Annotated in this window: 11 protein-coding genes; 7 read left to right on the top strand and 4 right to left on the bottom strand. The window is 63.3% G+C overall.

What is annotated here, in order from left to right:
• Positions 1-9 precede the first annotated feature (9 nt).
• Together E5720_RS05380 and E5720_RS05375 are read left to right on the top strand one after the other, a co-directional pair.
• A complete protein-coding gene (locus tag E5720_RS05380) occupies positions 10-621 on the top strand; it encodes a TetR/AcrR family transcriptional regulator (protein WP_136169785.1) in 612 nt (203 codons plus the stop codon).
• Positions 611-2,242, top strand: a complete 1,632-nt coding sequence (locus E5720_RS05375) for an acyl-CoA dehydrogenase family protein (RefSeq protein WP_136169784.1) — start codon at positions 611-613, stop codon at positions 2,240-2,242. The genes E5720_RS05380 and E5720_RS05375 overlap by 11 nt, the downstream gene beginning before the upstream one ends.
• Positions 2,243-2,341: 99 nt before the next feature.
• Here the strand turns inward: E5720_RS05375 and E5720_RS05370 are convergent, their stop codons facing one another.
• Positions 2,342-3,310 (bottom strand): hypothetical protein, encoded by a 969-nt coding sequence (locus E5720_RS05370; protein ID WP_247596178.1) that lies wholly within the window; start codon positions 3,308-3,310, stop codon positions 2,342-2,344.
• 121 nt (positions 3,311-3,431) lie between these two features.
• On the bottom strand, positions 3,432-5,081 hold the full coding sequence (gene pgi, locus E5720_RS05365) for a glucose-6-phosphate isomerase (RefSeq protein ID WP_136169783.1): 1,650 nt from the start codon (positions 5,079-5,081) through the stop codon (positions 3,432-3,434).
• Positions 5,082-5,161: 80 nt separating this feature from the next.
• On the opposite strand from pgi, the gene E5720_RS05360 reads away from it, so the two are divergent.
• Complete coding sequence (locus tag E5720_RS05360) at positions 5,162-6,613, top strand: NAD-dependent succinate-semialdehyde dehydrogenase (protein WP_136169782.1); 1,452 nt, start codon at positions 5,162-5,164, stop codon at positions 6,611-6,613.
• 67 nt (positions 6,614-6,680) lie between these two features.
• On the opposite strand, the gene E5720_RS05355 is transcribed toward E5720_RS05360, so the two are convergent.
• The gene (locus E5720_RS05355; protein WP_247596293.1) at positions 6,681-6,995 is read right to left on the bottom strand and encodes a chorismate mutase; all 315 of its coding nucleotides are present in this window, start codon (positions 6,993-6,995) and stop codon (positions 6,681-6,683) included.
• Between the two features lie 308 nt (positions 6,996-7,303).
• On the opposite strand from E5720_RS05355, the gene pcrA reads away from it, so the two are divergent.
• The gene (gene pcrA / locus E5720_RS05350; protein WP_136169781.1) at positions 7,304-9,778 is read left to right on the top strand and encodes a DNA helicase PcrA; all 2,475 of its coding nucleotides are present in this window, start codon (positions 7,304-7,306) and stop codon (positions 9,776-9,778) included.
• A gap of 109 nt (positions 9,779-9,887) precedes the next feature.
• Here pcrA and E5720_RS05345 read toward each other — a convergent pair whose 3' ends face one another.
• Positions 9,888-10,913 (bottom strand): M23 family metallopeptidase, encoded by a 1,026-nt coding sequence (locus tag E5720_RS05345; protein ID WP_136169780.1) that lies wholly within the window; start codon positions 10,911-10,913, stop codon positions 9,888-9,890.
• A 245-nt stretch (positions 10,914-11,158) separates the two neighbouring features.
• On the opposite strand from E5720_RS05345, the gene E5720_RS05340 reads away from it, so the two are divergent.
• The 3 genes from E5720_RS05340 (at position 11,159) to sucD (ending at position 15,226) form a co-directional block, all read left to right on the top strand.
• Positions 11,159-12,997 carry a hypothetical protein gene (locus tag E5720_RS05340; protein WP_136169779.1) on the top strand — a complete coding sequence of 613 codons (1,839 nt, stop codon included), beginning with the start codon at positions 11,159-11,161 and terminating at the stop codon, positions 12,995-12,997.
• Positions 12,998-13,142: 145 nt separating this feature from the next.
• The gene (gene sucC / locus E5720_RS05335) at positions 13,143-14,306 is read left to right on the top strand and encodes an ADP-forming succinate--CoA ligase subunit beta (RefSeq protein ID WP_136169778.1); all 1,164 of its coding nucleotides are present in this window, start codon (positions 13,143-13,145) and stop codon (positions 14,304-14,306) included.
• An 8-nt stretch (positions 14,307-14,314) separates the two neighbouring features.
• Entirely contained in the window at positions 14,315-15,226 is a 912-nt protein-coding gene (gene sucD, locus E5720_RS05330) for a succinate--CoA ligase subunit alpha (protein WP_084347777.1), read from the top strand.
• Positions 15,227-15,543: the final 317 nt, after the last annotated feature.

Below are 15,543 nucleotides of genomic sequence, written 5' to 3'. Positions count from 1 at the left end.
ATCCTTCACATGCCGTACCGCCGCACCACGGCCGTGCAAGCCAGACTCGACGCCGGACGCGCCGCACTCTTCGCGTCCGCCATCGACGTGCTCTCCGCGCAGGGCTACAAGGGCCTCTCGATCGCCTCGGTCGCCGCCGCGGCGGGAGTCTCCGCAGGCAGCGTGTACACCCACTTCGCCAGTAAATCCGACCTCGTCGTGGCGATATTTCGTGAAGTATGCAGCCGCGAGGTCGCCGCCGTCGCGGAGGCCGGCTCCACCGGCACGGTCATCGAACGAGTCACCGCGATCGTCGAGACCTTCGCCGGGCGCGCCCTGAAAAATCGCACCATGGCCTACGCCCTGCTCGCAGAACCCGTCGATCGCGCAGTCGACGCCGAACGGCTCGTCTTCCGCAGGAGCTTCACCGACGCTATCGCCTGCGCAGTCGATGCAGGTATCGCGGCGGGAGACATTCCGGAACAGAACGCCGACCTCGCGGCGGCGGGACTGGTCGGTGCCGTCGGCGAAGTTCTCGTCGGCCCACTCGGTCCGGATAGTAAGTCGACCGCCGAGTCCGACGTGGTGCCCGATCTCGTTGCATTCGCCCTGCGCTCGTTAGGAGTTCGCCTTGACCGCTGAATTTCCCGTCACCCACACCGTGTTCAACCAGGTGCCCGATCTGGTGCCGTACGACACCTCGAACGACGCGACCCTCCTCGAAGGACTCCACCGCGAGGGAGGGGAGTGGGCGTTGAGCGAGCTTCGCGAACTCGGGAATCTCGCAGGCAGTGTCGAAGTGCAGGAATGGGGTCGGCTCGCCAACGAGAACCCTCCCGTCCTGCGCACCCACGACCGCTACGGCAACCGCGTCGACGAAGTGGAGTTCCATCCGCACTGGCACGACCTGATGTCGGTCGCGGTGGCCAACGGACTGCACGCGACGCCATGGCGGTGCGATCGTTCGGGCGCCCACGTTGCCCGCGCCGCCAAGTTCTATGCCTGGGGTCAAGCAGAGGCAGGCCACATGTGTCCGATCTCCATGACATACGCGGCGGTGCCTGCACTACGCCACAACCCAGCGCTGGCCGAAATGTACGAGCCTCTGCTTGCATCGACCCACTACGATTTCGGCCTTCGCGTTCCCACTACCAAGCAGGGGCTCATCGCCGGAATGTCGATGACCGAAAAACAAGGCGGGTCCGACGTCCGAGCCAACACCACCACGGCCACTCCGTCCTCGGACGGAACATTCGCCATCGTCGGACACAAATGGTTCACCTCCGCGCCGATGTCCGACATGTTCCTCACGTTGGCGCACACACCCGGTGGACTCTCGTGCTTTCTGCTCCCTCGGGTACTGCCCGACGGAACCCGCAATCGGATGGTGCTCCAACGCCTCAAGGACAAACTTGGCAACAAGTCCAATGCCTCGGGCGAACTCGAATACCAGGGCGCCACGGGGTGGCTCGTCGGCGAAGAAGGACGCGGCGTCCAGACCATCATCGAGATGGTCAACATGACCCGCCTCGACTGCGTCATCGGCTCGGCGTCCGGGATACGTAACGCAACCGTCCGCGCGGTGCATCACGCCCGACACCGTTCCGCATTCGGTGTGCCGCTGATAGATCAGCCACTGATGCGCAATGTGTTGTCGGACTTGGTGATCGAATCAGAGGCGGCAACCGTGGCCATGATGCGATTGGCCGGAGCCACCGATCGCGCAGCACACGGTGATGCCGGTGAAGCCGAGTTGCGTCGAATCGCCCTGGCCGTCAGCAAGTATTGGGTCTGCAAGCGTGCACCCGCACATGCAGCCGAAGCTCTCGAATGCCTCGGCGGTAACGGTTACGTCGAAGAATCCGGGATGCCACGGCTCTTTCGCGAATCGCCGCTGATGTCGATCTGGGAGGGCTCAGGCAACGTCGCAGCGCTGGATTCGCTTCGCGCACTTGCCAAGCAGCCGGACAGCGTCGAAGCGTATTTCACCGAAGTGTCGTTGGCATCCGGATCGGACTCGCGACTCGACGACGCCATCTCACGCGTCGGTAAAGAACTCTCGGACCGTTCCGACATCGAATACCGCGCTCGACGCGTCGTCGAACTGATGGCACTCGTCTTCCAAGGATCGTTGCTCGTCCGCCACGGCGATCCGGCCGTCGCTGATGCTTTCTGCGCCAGCAGACTCGGTGAGGATTGGGGCGGTGCATTCGGAACACTGCCCACCGGAGTGGATACGCGGGCGGTGTTGGCTCGGGTGTAAGCGTGCGGGTGCTGGTTGCTGGGTCGGTTGGCGGGTTGCTGGGCCGAATTTACTCCCCTAGTTGGGATCCGAACCCCCTGCAGGAGGTTCGGATTCCGATTAGGGGAGTGGATCCGATCGGTACATACCAATCGGTGCGCCGTTTGCTGCTGCCCGACGAAAGGCGCCATGCAGACGCTCGACCAGGACGTCGGGCTTCGACAGATCTCGCCAGTCCCACCGAACGACGACCCATCCGAGGTCGTGCAGACGGTTTTGGCGGTTCTTTTCGTCGATGACGGCTCGCAGGGGATTCGACTCGTATTTACCCTCACCGTCGAACTCTCCGATCACGCCGTCGGGGAACATGAAGTCCACCCTGCCCACGAATGCCTCCGAGTCGTCGTGGACCCACTGGTTCAGCAAGGGGGTGGGCAAGCCAAGGTTGTGAATGAGCAGTCGACTCCTCGATTCGCCGACGCTTTCGCTGCGAGAGGACATCAGGCCCACGGCGTGGCGCGCATGGCCCACCCCAGTTCGTCCAGCGGCGGCGTCGACGGCTTCGGCCAACTCGAACGCGGTGGTCAGGCCACTGTGCAGTGCATGGTCACCGACACACACTGCCTGGTCGACGCCCTCGGCTCGTGCCAGGTCGACCACCGTCCGCGCAGCAACTGTCACCGGTACCCCGTCGATGATCATGCGATCGGAATCGAGCAGACGTGTCCCGTGCAGGGTGCGCCTTCTGCCGCGCTTGCTTGCGTAACTTCGTCCGATCGTCAGGCAAGCTTTGTCGAGAGCGACGCCCCACACCGGCATACCGTGCAACACCGCGGCCGACACGTGACTGAGCACAGCGTCCTCGGCCGAGTTCAACACCACAGCCTTGGCGAGCAGAAGATGCTGCTCGGAGGAGTCCAGTGTTCGGTACACCGCCGATCGCACGAAGTAGCCGCGACGAATCGACAACAGGGTTCGGTCGGCTCGACTGCGTCGTAGATCGTCGTCCGTGTAACCGGATGCGAGCGCGTCGGCGCGGGTGAACATGCCCGGTTGATCGAAGTCCATACCCAGTTGGACGTGGATCAAGGCCGTTTGGATTCATCTCGGGGCAAAATGCTCCCCGTACGGGGATCCGAACCCCCTGCAGGAGGTTCGGATCCCAACTAGGGGAGTAAATTGCGCCCGGACCGCCGCACTCCGGACGACGCTACTTCGCCCGACCCCGCTGATCGCGGTACCAACGTACGAGGGCGTCGGTGGAGGAATCGCGCTGCGGCGCCGGGGCGTCGACGTCGGTCAGGACTGGGGTCAGTTCGAGCGCCTGGGTTTTGCCGAGTTCGACGCCCCACTGGTCGAAGGGGTCGACGCCCCATACGACGCCCTCGACGAACACCTGATGCTCGTAGAGGGCGATGAGCTGACCCACGACGGACGGTGTCAGTTTCGGGGCGAGTATCGATGTCGTCGGCCGATTGCCGGGCATGACCTTGTGCGGTACGACGTCGGCCTCGGTGCCTTCGGCGGCGATCTCCTCGGCCGTTTTGCCGAATGCCAGCACCTGGGTCTGCGCGAAGTAGTTGCTCATCAGCAGGTCGTGCATGCTGCCGGTGCCGTCACGGGTGGGGAGGTCGTCGGTGGGCTCGGCGAATCCGATGAAGTCGGCGGGCACCAAACGTGTTCCCTGGTGTAGCAATTGATAGAACGCGTGCTGCCCGTTGGTACCGGGTTCGCCCCAGAAGATCTCACCGGTCGAGGTGGTGACAGGCGTGCCGTCGGCCTTGACGGACTTCCCGTTCGATTCCATCGTCAATTGTTGGAGGTAGGCGGGGAAGCGTGAGAGGTCGTTCGAATAAGGAAGTACTGCTCGGGTTTCCGAGCCGAAGAAGTTGGTGTACCAGAGCCCGATCAGTCCGAGGAGTACCGGAGCGTTCTGCTCGAGCGGCGCCGTACGGAAATGCTCGTCGATACGGTGGAATCCGTCGAGGAACTCCCCGAATGCTTCCTTTCCGACGGCAGCCATGACCGAGAGGCCGATTGCGGAGTCGACGGAGTATCGTCCGCCGACCCAGTCCCAGAACCCGAACATGTTGGCAGTATCGATGCCGAACTCGGCGACCCGTTCGGCGTTGGTGGAGACGGCGACGAAGTGCTTGGCGACGGCGTCCTCGCCGAGGGTCGCCGTCAGCCAGCGTCGTGCACCGGTGGCGTTGGTGAGGGTTTCGAGTGTCGAGAACGTCTTCGATGCGATGACGAACAACGTGGTCGCTGGATCGAGGTCGGCGAGCGCGGCAACCAGGTCCGCGGGATCGACGTTGGAGACGAAACGCGCTTCGATGCCTGCGTCCGCGTAGTGGCGCAACGCGCGGTAGACCATGACGGGTCCGAGATCGCTGCCGCCGATACCGATGTTGACGACGGTTCGGATTTTCTGGCCACTGGCCCCCACCCACTCGCCCGAGCGAACGCGATCGGTGAATTCACCCATCCGCGTCAGTACTTCGTGCACGTCGGCGACGATGTTCTGGCCGTCGACCTCGAGGGTTGCGTCGTCGGGTAGCCGCAGCGCGGTGTGGAGTACGGCGCGGTCTTCCGAGGTGTTGATGTGCTTGCCTGCGAACATGGCGTCGCGATGGCCTTCGACGTCGGCTGTCCGTGCGAGCTCTACGAGCAGAGAGAGTGTCTCGCGGTCGACGCGATGCTTGCTGTAGTCGATGTGGAGATCACCGGCGTCGAGGGTGAACTCGCGGCCACGATTCCGATCGGCGGCGAACAGATCGCGCAGATGGGTTTCGCAGATGGAGTGGTGGTGTGCCGTCAGGTTTTTCCAGGCCTCGGTGCCCGTGATGTCGCCGCTCATATTTGCCAACCCTAATGTGCGCCGTCGGGTTGCGCGCGTCATCCCGTTTGCAGAGGCCTGCTCGAGGGCACACTCGAGGTATGGACCACAGCACTCTCATCGAATCCATTCCAGCGAAGTTGTGGATCGGCGGCCACGCGGTCGACGCCGAGAACGGCGCGACTTTCGACGTCAACGATCCAGCTACCGGCAGGCCGTTCACGAAGGTGGCCGACGCCAGCCCTGCAGACGCGCTCCGGGCTCTCGACGCGGCAGCGAATGCGCAGAAGTCCTGGGCGGCTACTGCGCCCAGGGAGCGCGGTGAGTTGCTGCGCGCGGTGTTCGAGAAACTCACCGCGCGCGCCGATGATGTCGCGACGCTGATGACCCTCGAAATGGGGAAGGCGTTGGCCGAGTCGAAGGCCGAGATCAAGTACGGAGCCGAGTTCTTCCGCTGGTTCAGCGAGGAAGCTGTCCGTATCGGAGGCCGGTACACGCAGGCCCCGGCAGGCAACGGCCGAATAATGGTCAGCAAGGCGCCCGTGGGGCCGGTTCTTGCGATCACGCCGTGGAACTTTCCGCTCGCCATGGGCACCCGCAAGATCGGACCGGCTCTCGCTGCGGGATGCACGATAATCGTCAAGCCTGCCGGCGAGACACCGCTGACAATGCTCTTTCTCGCACAGTTGTTCGCCGAGGTGGGACTACCAGAGGGGGTTCTGTCGGTTCTGACGACGTCGAAGTCGAGTGCGGTCTCGACTCCGCTGCTCGAGGATCCGCGACTGCGCAAACTGACGTTCACCGGATCCACCGAGGTCGGCAAGAAACTGATCGAGCAATCGGCTGGGGGGCTGCTCCGAACGTCGATGGAGTTGGGCGGAAATGCACCGTTCGTGGTCTTCGACGACGCGGATGTCGACGCAGCCGTCGACGGCGCGATGCTCGCGAAACTACGTAACGGTGGCGAAGCCTGTACCGCAGCCAACCGCTTTCACGTGGCCAACAGTGTGCGAGCGGAATTCACCTCGAAGCTGGTTGCACGGATGAAGGACACGAAGCTCGGGCCAGGTATCGACCCGTCGACGACTCTGGGCCCACTGATCAACGCGGACCAGCTGAGCAAGGTTGTGGAACTGGTCGACGATGCGGTCGCAGCAGGTGCGACGGTGGCGCTAGGGGGCAAGGCATCCGGCGGTGAGGGGTACTTCTACCCGGCGACCGTGCTGACGGACGTGCCACCGACCGCACGAATTCTGGCGGAGGAAGTGTTCGGGCCGGTCGCGCCCATCGTGGGTTTCGACACCGAGCAGCAAGGTATCGACGCCGGGAATTCGACCGAGTTCGGCCTCGCCGCCTACATCTATACCGAGGATCTGGATCGGGCGCTGCGAGTTGCCGATGCCATCGAGAGTGGAATGGTCGGAGTCAACCGCGGAGTGATCTCGGACGCGGCTGCACCATTCGGTGGCGTCAAGGCCTCCGGATTCGGGCGAGAAGGTGGAAGTGAGGGGATCGAGGAGTATTTGGAGACCAAGTACATAGCCCTTCCCTGAGAAAGCACCGCCCTGAGAAGGATCTCGTTGTGCACGTGCGCCGTGCACAACGAGATTCTGGAGTTCTTTACCGGCCGAGCCGTCCGCGGCCGAGCCGGAGCAGGAGCATGGCGAGCGTGTGGCCTTCCTGGCCAAGGCTGCTGAAGCGGTCGAGCACCTTCATTTCGCGGCTGTGGACCATGCGCGGGCCGCCCGAAGCCATCCGAGTGCGTCCGATCAACTGCGATACCTCGCTCCGGCGCTGAATAGCAGCCAGGATCTCGGCGTCCAGGCGATCGATTTCTTGCCTCAACTCGTCGATCTCGGCTTCGGTGGTGGGCAACGCATTTTCGGAGTCGGTCTTCGTGGATGACATTTCTTCTCCTTGTGTCACATCATGGATCGTTACCGCGTCCGGCACCGTTACGTCTACGGAATCCGGGTGAATACCTGAATCGAACGAGCTGGGGGGTAGGTGCCCGACATGAAAGAACCCCGAGGCCCTCGTGGCGAGGGCCTCGGGGTGCAAGCACTTATCGGCCGCCCTCGCATTCGGTCGTTCTCACGACACGAAAGCTCGGACGCCGACGCACGGCAGTTTCGATCACTGATCCAGTTTGCCACTTGGACGGCCTCGTGGAAAGTCGGTTGTTCGTAACAATGACGGCAGTAGTTTTCCGTGTCGGTAGGCGCCGGTAACCTGAGACAGCGATGAACATGAATCTTGTAGCTGTACCCATTCCCGGTAGATCCAAGTCCGAAGCACTGCTGGAGGGTCTCAATCCACAGCAGCGCGAGGCCGTCATGCACACCGGGTCGCCCCTTCTGATCGTTGCGGGCGCGGGTTCGGGCAAGACTGCAGTCCTGACGCGCCGTATCGCATATCTGCTGGCCGAGCGCGGTGTCACCCCGGGGCAGGTGCTTGCCATCACGTTCACCAACAAGGCCGCAGCCGAGATGCGCGAACGAGTCGTCGGACTCGTCGGGCCGCGAGCGAACAACATGTGGGTATCGACGTTCCACTCGAGTTGCGTCCGAATACTCCGTAGCCAGGCGTCCCTACTGCCGGGGTTGAATTCCAACTTCTCGATCTACGACGCCGACGACTCTCGTCGCCTGCTGACGATGATCTCGAAGGATCTGCAGATCGACACGAAGAAGTTCTCGGCGCGTCTGCTCTCCACCTCGATCTCCAATCTGAAGAACGAGCTGATCAGCCCGGACGATGCAGCGTCGGATGCGGAGAAGGAACCGGTCGAGCTGCCCAAGCTCATCGCTCGGGTGTACGGCCACTATCAGCAGCGTCTGCGCGCTGCCAATGCGATGGATTTCGATGATTTGATCGGCGAGACAGTCGGGATGCTGCAGGCCTTTCCTCAGGTCGCGGAGTACTACCGGAGGCGGTTCAGGCACGTTCTCGTCGACGAGTACCAGGACACCAACCACGCCCAGTACATGCTGGTCCGAGAATTGGTCGGCACTCCGGACGCCGACGGCGCGCTGGAGGGCACCATCGAGCCGGGTGAGCTGTGCGTCGTGGGTGACGCGGATCAGTCGATCTATGCGTTCCGAGGGGCCACTATTCGCAACATCGTGGAGTTCGAGCGCGACTACCCCGACGCGCGCACGATTCTGCTCGAGCAGAACTACCGTTCGACCCAGAACATTCTCTCGGCCGCCAACTCGGTCATCTCCCGCAATACCGGTCGACGCGACAAGAAGCTGTGGACGGACACCGGTGAGGGTGAACTGATCGTCGGTTACGTAGCCGACAACGAGCACGACGAGGCCTCGTTCGTCGCATCGGAGATCGATCGTCTCGTGGACAACCACGATGTGCGCTACGACGAGGTGGCGGTCTTCTATCGCACCAACAATTCCTCGCGAGCACTCGAAGAAATCTTCATTCGGCTCGGATTGCCCTACAAGGTTGTCGGCGGTGTGCGCTTCTACGAGCGCAAGGAAGTCCGCGACATGGTGGCGTACCTACGTGTGCTGTCCAACGAGGACGACACCGTCAGCATGCGTCGTATCCTGAACACTCCACGCCGAGGAATCGGCGACCGGGCTGAGGCATGTGTCGCCGTGCACGCCGAGCAACGGGATATGAGCTTCTCGCGGGCATTGCGAGACGCAGCCGACGGGCGCGTCGCATTGCTGAACAGCCGGTCCCAGAAACTCATCGGCCAGTTTCTCGAGCTGCTAGACGAACTTCGCGCAGTTCTCACTACGACGGACGGCGATGGCAATGATGTCGTCGACATCGGCGACGTCGTCGAGGCAGTTCTCGACAGGACCGGATATCGGGCGGAACTCGAGGGAAGTAGCGACCCGCAGGATGGCGCCCGCCTCGACAACCTCAACGAACTGGTCAGTGTGGCCAGGGAATTCACCTCCGAGGCGCGCAATCTCGCCGCCGTCGCGGCCGAACTCGACGCCGAGGGCGTCACCGAAGCGGTGCCCGACGGTGAAGCGGATCCGGAGGAAGGATTGCCGGAACCTGGTTCGCTCGGGGCGTTCCTCGAACGTGTGTCTTTGGTAGCCGACACCGATCAGATTCCAGATTCCGGTACCGGTGTCGTCACGTTGATGACATTGCACACGGCCAAAGGGTTGGAGTTTCCTGTTGTCTTCGTGACCGGCTGGGAGGACGGGCAGTTCCCGCACATGCGGGCGCTCGGAGACCCGAACGAGCTGTCGGAGGAACGGCGCCTTGCCTACGTGGGAATCACCCGGGCTCGCCACCGGCTGTACGTGACCCGCGCGGTCATGCGCTCGGCGTGGGGGCAGCCGATCAACAATCCGGAATCACGCTTTCTGCAGGAGATTCCGCAAGAGCTGATCGAGTGGAAGCGTGAGGATCCGGGTGTCGGCGGTGGACGATCCATCGGCGGCGGGCGCACAAGGCAGGGCAGCTACGGCGGCGGGGGATTCGGTGGCGGCGGTTTCGGGGGCGGAAGGTCCCACGGTGGGGCCGCGAGTACACCGAGTTTCGGTTCCGCACGTGCGCGCAACAACACGTTGGTGTTGGCCGTAGGCGACCGCGTCAATCACGATAAGTACGGTCTCGGAACCGTCCTCGAACAGACCGGGAGCGGAACATCGGCGATGGTTCTCGTCGACTTCGGCACATCGGGACGAGTGAAGATGATGCTTATCGGTGGTGTGCCGATGACCAAGCTCTGAGAGGTGTCCACCGCCGGCTACACACGTTCACGAAAGGACGTGTGAGCTGGGGGAAGGTGCCGCGCAATTACGCACTAGAGGGTGCTGTGCGCGGGCAGAGAAGGTGGCGCTAGTCCCTTTCGGGGCCGAGGCCGATGCCTCGTGAGGCCAACCAGGGGAGCGGGTCGATCTTGTTCTCACCGGGCAAGTGGACCTCGAAGTGAAGGTGCGGGCCGGTGGAGAAACCGCGGTTTCCCATGGTGGCAATTTGATCGCCTGCCATGACCTGCTGGCCAACCGAGACCGTAGTGGTGTCTACGTGGCCGTACACGGTGATGGTGCCATCTGCGTGCTGGACGCGAACCCACATTCCGAAGCCGGAAGCAGGGCCCGCATCGATGACCTTGCCGTCGGCAACCGAGACGATCGGCGTTCCGATGGCGTTGGCGATATCGACGCCGGCGTGAAGGGTGCCCCAGCGGGCCCCGAAATTCGAGGTGTACGTGCCCACGGCCGGTAGGACGAACAGCGGGCGTCGGGCAGCGGCTTCGCGTGCGGCGCGCTCTTCGCTGAAACGCTGGCCCTTTGCCAACAAATTGCTGAACTGACTCAGGTCTACCGGGTTGGCGACGTTGAGGATCTGAGGAGCTTGAGAGGCTGCTGTGCTCGTGCTGTCGGCGGCGAACTGGGCTGCCTGCGGTACTGCCGTAGCGGCAATGCCGGGTGCGGCCGGCGCGGAACCTGCAGCGAGAGCTACTTCTTCGGAAGTGGGGGTGGCTGGCGCGTGATCGATAACAGCCTGGCCTGCGGCGACGATGGCCCCGGCAGCAACAGCGAGAACAGCTGCCCGGCCCTTGAGTGCGGTGGGCGGCGTCGGGATGCGGTGGGATCCGCCCCGGCGGGGTACTTCCAAGATCGGTGTAACGGATTCGGTGCCCGCGGCGCTATCGATGTCGACGGAGCTGTGCAGCTCGGCATCGTGGTAGCTCTCGGCGGGGCCGTAATTGCTGGCGAAGTAGTCGTAGGTCGGCGTCTCGAATTCGACGTTCTCGGTTCCCCAGCTGGTATCGGTCGAGTACACGGTGGGTGCACTCTCTGTCACAGCGGTCGGGGTGACGAATCGACTGGTGGTGAAGGACGCGCGGTGCTGCGACAAAACCTTCGACCTCCGTTTCGTGATCTGCTCGTTACTTAAGACTCCGCAGACGGTAACGAAACGATCGCGGGCGGCGCAAGTTTTCGGCTCAGACTGGGCCAATATGTGATGTGCCTCACAGTGCGAACAGGGGAAATGTCCCCACAGCACGGACCCCCGCTCCGTTACAACTACCCGAATGCTCGTTATCGAAACGCGGCCCGCGAAGTCCATGTAAATCGGCACCGGCAGATAACGTCGCTGTCGTGGCACCTATCTCCCCGACCGACCAGTCCGCAGATGTACTTCCTCGACGGATCGAGCCCGGCCGCGACGACGACAAGAGCGCGTTCGTTCCAGCAGTTGTCGCAGCGGCAGCCACCGTGGTTGCCGCGCTGTGCGGTGTCGCAGCCCTGTCGTTCGAGCCAGTCGTCACGCAGGATCGAGTATCCGCAGCTTCGGGAGAGGTGATCGGTGCGGGCGTCACTGTCGCTGCGCTCATTGCCCTTGCCCCAGTGGTTCTGGTGGCGGTGATGGCAGTAGCTGGTGTGATCTTGCGAAGCGCTGCGCTCACCGGCGCGGTGACGGCGGGTTACGGGGCGGTGTCGGCCGGTCTGGCAGTTCTCGACGTCGGACTCCTGATCGATCCGATCGACTCGAATCGGCTGGAGCTGTTTCGGCCCACCACTGCCGCCGCGCTGGAACCGGGCACCGGCGCCTATCTGGTGCTTGCCACTCACGTACTCGCAGCGCTGGGTGGGTCGTTCGGCTTGATCGCGGTGGGCCGAGCCTCGCTGTCCGACGGATACGGACATTCCGCCTACGCGGAGATGGTCAACCGGGCCTCGGCAATCCGTATCGGTGGGTGGTTGTCCGTACTTGCCGTAGTAGCTGCCGTTGTGGCGGCGGGATCGATGTTCGCTTCGCCCTATGACTCTTCCGACGCCATCGTGCTGGTCCCCGTCGTGATCGATTCCCCGATGACGACATCAGTGGGGTCAGGGATCGTCGCCCTAGCCGTCCTGATCGTGGCGGCTGCGGCGCTGGCGTCGATTTCTCCTACTGTCGCAGCCGGCGCTTTCGTGGGCGCCGGGCTCGGCATGCTCGGCGTCACGGGCTCGCGGGTGTTGGCCGGTGCGTCGAGTGGGCCGGGGGTCGACGCGGCGTCTGGATCGTGGGTCGGGGTTTCCGCATCGGCCTTGCTCGTGATGGTAGGAGTCGTGCTCTTCCCTGTGTCGAATCTCCGGGAGCAACGTGGCGCCTCTGCCGAAGTTCGACGCCCCACGCCTGTGGACTCGACGTCGGCAACAAACCGTTGGCATGTCGTTGCTGGAGTTGTGGGTTTCGCGGCAGGTGTCCTCATCGTCACAGGCGCACTCTTGCCGACCCTCTCCGTTCCGGATGGGCTGCCCAATCCGACGATCCTGGCCACGAGGGTCGCCGCCGTAGCGGGCTTCGTGTTGGTCCTGGCGTCCATCCCGATGTTCTTTTCGGTCTTGGCGGCACCGGTCCGTCCCGCGCTCGGTGTCCTGACGGTTGCCGCCGTGATGGGTGCGTCCGGTGTTCTGCAGTCGGTTGTCCTGGCCACAGACATCGACGGCATTGCCCTCGGCGTAGGCGGCGTTGCGACCGCACTGGGCACTATCGGTGCAGTGCTGTGTGGCGGATGTGTGCTTCTCGCCGGCAGCGCTGAGCGTGAGGATGTCGACACCTCGGACACGCGCATCGACGTCCGGTTCGGATCAGTGGCATGGCTCGGAGGGATGTTTTCTGCCGCAGGCCTGGCACTGCCGCTCTACCGTGGCACGGACGTCACCGCAGCGTGGTTCGGTATTTTTCCGTGGGGATGGGACGTCTGGGGGCAGGCATTTCTCGCCGTGGCCATCGTGGTCTCCGCCGTCGTCGCGTCACGGTCGAGGCCTGCGCGCGGCACCGCACTTCTCGTGGGCTGCGTGATCGCGATGATCATCTATTTGCTCGGGTGGCCGCTGACCAAGACACGCGCGCTCGAGCCGGTGATCGGCTCCGGAGTGATCGTCGGGGCGCTCGGAGCGCTCACTCTTGCTGTGGCCGCACTACTTTCGGCTCGTAGCCGTCTGCGGTGAGGCGCAGGGCACATGGCACCTGCCGGTGAGATAGACCACATACCATCCATGCGCCCGATGCGCCCGCGGGCTACCTGGATAAAGTCGATGCTCAGACCCGCTCACACCCTGGAGCGGGCGTCAACGTAGACGAGACGGTGAGCTGATGGATCTCTTCGAATACCAGGCGAAGGAATTGTTCGCCAAGCATGGCGTACCAACCTCCGCAGGTCGTGTCACGGACACGGTCGCCGGAGCAACAGAAATTGCCAAGGAAATCGGCAAGCCAGTAATGGTCAAGGCGCAGGTCAAGGTCGGCGGACGCGGCAAGGCCGGCGGCGTCAAGTACTCCAAGGACGTCGCAGCAGCCACCGAGAACGCAGAAGCGATTCTCGGACTCGACATCAAGGGCCATGTCGTCAAGAAGCTTCTCGTTGCAGAAGCATCCGACATCGCCGAGGAGTACTACATCTCCTTCCTGCTCGACCGCACCAACCGCACCTACCTCGCGATGTGTTCGGTCGAGGGTGGCGTGGAGATCGAGGTGACGGCGGTAGAGAACCCCGATGCACTCGCCAAGATTGCAGTCGATGCCGTCAAGGGCGTCGACCTCGCTTTTGCTCGTGAAATCGCTGAAAAGGGAAAGCTTCCCGCCGAGGTGCTCGACTCCGCCGCGGTGACCATCCAGAAGCTGTGGGAGGTCTTCATCAACGAAGATGCTCTCCTGGTCGAGGTCAACCCGCTGGTTCGCACCCCGGACGATGAGATCCTCGCCCTCGACGGCAAGGTCACGCTCGACGAGAACGCAAGCTTCCGTCAGGCCGGCCACGCGGACTTCGAGGACAAGGACGCTGCCGATCCCCTCGAGGCCAAGGCCAAGGAGAACGACCTCAACTACGTCAAGCTCGACGGACAGGTCGGCATCATCGGAAACGGTGCCGGACTGGTCATGTCGACCCTCGACGTCGTTGCATACGCAGGCGAGGCCCACGGTGGCGTCAAGCCCGCCAACTTCCTCGACATCGGTGGCGGCGCCTCGGCCGAGGTCATGGCTGCAGGCCTCGACGTCATCCTCGGTGACGAACAGGTCAAGAGCGTTTTCGTCAACGTCTTCGGTGGCATCACCTCCTGCGACGCGGTTGCCAACGGCATCGTCGGCGCGCTGAAGAAGCTCGGTGACGAGGCCAACAAGCCGCTGGTGGTTCGTCTCGACGGCAACAAGGTCGAAGAAGGACGCAAGATTCTCGCCGACGCCGCGCACCCGCTGGTGACGCTCGCCGAGACCATGGACGAGGGCGCCGACAAGGCCGCCGAGCTGGCTGCGAAGTAGAGGAAACCATGTCAATCTTTCTGAACAAGGACAACAAGGTCATCGTCCAGGGCATCACCGGCGGCGAGGGCACCAAGCACACCGCTCTGATGCTCAAGGCCGGCACCCAGGTCGTCGGTGGCGTCAACGCACGTAAGGCCGGAACCACGGTCAAGCACGTCGACAAAGACGGCAACGACATCGAACTTCCCGTCTTCGGCACCGTCGCCGAGGCAATCGAGAAGACCGGCGCGGACGTCTCCATCGCTTTCGTACCGCCGGCATTCGCCAAGGACGCCATCGTCGAAGCGATCGACGCGGAGATCCCGCTGCTCGTCGTCATCACCGAGGGCATCCCCGTGCAGGACTCCGCGTACGCGTGGGCCTACAACGTGGAGAAGGGCAAGAAGACCCGCATCATCGGACCGAACTGCCCCGGCATCATCACCCCCGGTGAAGCTCTCGTCGGCATCACGCCCGCCAACATCTCCGGCACCGGGCCCATCGGCCTCGTCTCGAAGTCCGGCACGCTGACCTACCAGATGATGTTCGAACTCCGTGACTTCGGCTTCTCGACGGCCATCGGCATCGGCGGAGACCCGGTCATCGGTACGACGCACATCGACGCCATCGAGGCGTTCGAGAACGATCCCGAGACCAAGATCATCGTCATGATCGGTGAAATCGGTGGCGACGCCGAAGAGCGCGCAGCCGATTACATCAAGGCCAACGTGACCAAGCCCGTCGTCGGCTACGTCGCAGGCTTCACCGCTCCCGAGGGCAAGACCATGGGCCACGCAGGCGCCATCGTCTCCGGCTCCTCGGGTACGGCTCAGGGCAAGAAGGACGCTCTCGAGGCTGCAGGCGTCAAGGTCGGCAAGACGCCGTCCGAGACCGCTGCACTTGCTCGCGAGATCCTCGAATCGCTCTCCGTCAAGTAGCTTTTACCTTCGGAAGGCCCGTCACCGTTGGTGGCGGGCCTTTCGTGTGCCCCCGCCCGCGTGCCCCCGCCCGCCGGCTTGAATGGCGCACTCGAGCCATCAGATCGTATGAATGGCGCATTGAAGCGATCGATTCGCCGGTCCCGCAAGGTCTTTGGGTCACGCCGATGTTGTGTCACCTGCGCTGCTCGACGCTGGGCGAGGTGTCGCACCGGGTCCGTAGACTAGCGTGGTCCGTGGACCCGATTTCGACGTAGAAACATGAGGTGAGTGTCATGACCTATCCGCCCGAGGGCCCAAACTCAGGTTCGCCCGGT

The sequence above is a fragment of the Rhodococcus sp. PAMC28707 genome, from assembly GCF_004795915.1.
GTDB lineage: Bacteria > Actinomycetota > Actinomycetes > Mycobacteriales > Mycobacteriaceae > Rhodococcoides.
The sequence above is the reverse complement of the archived record's forward strand: the minus strand, read 5'-3'. Positions and strand labels throughout refer to the sequence as shown.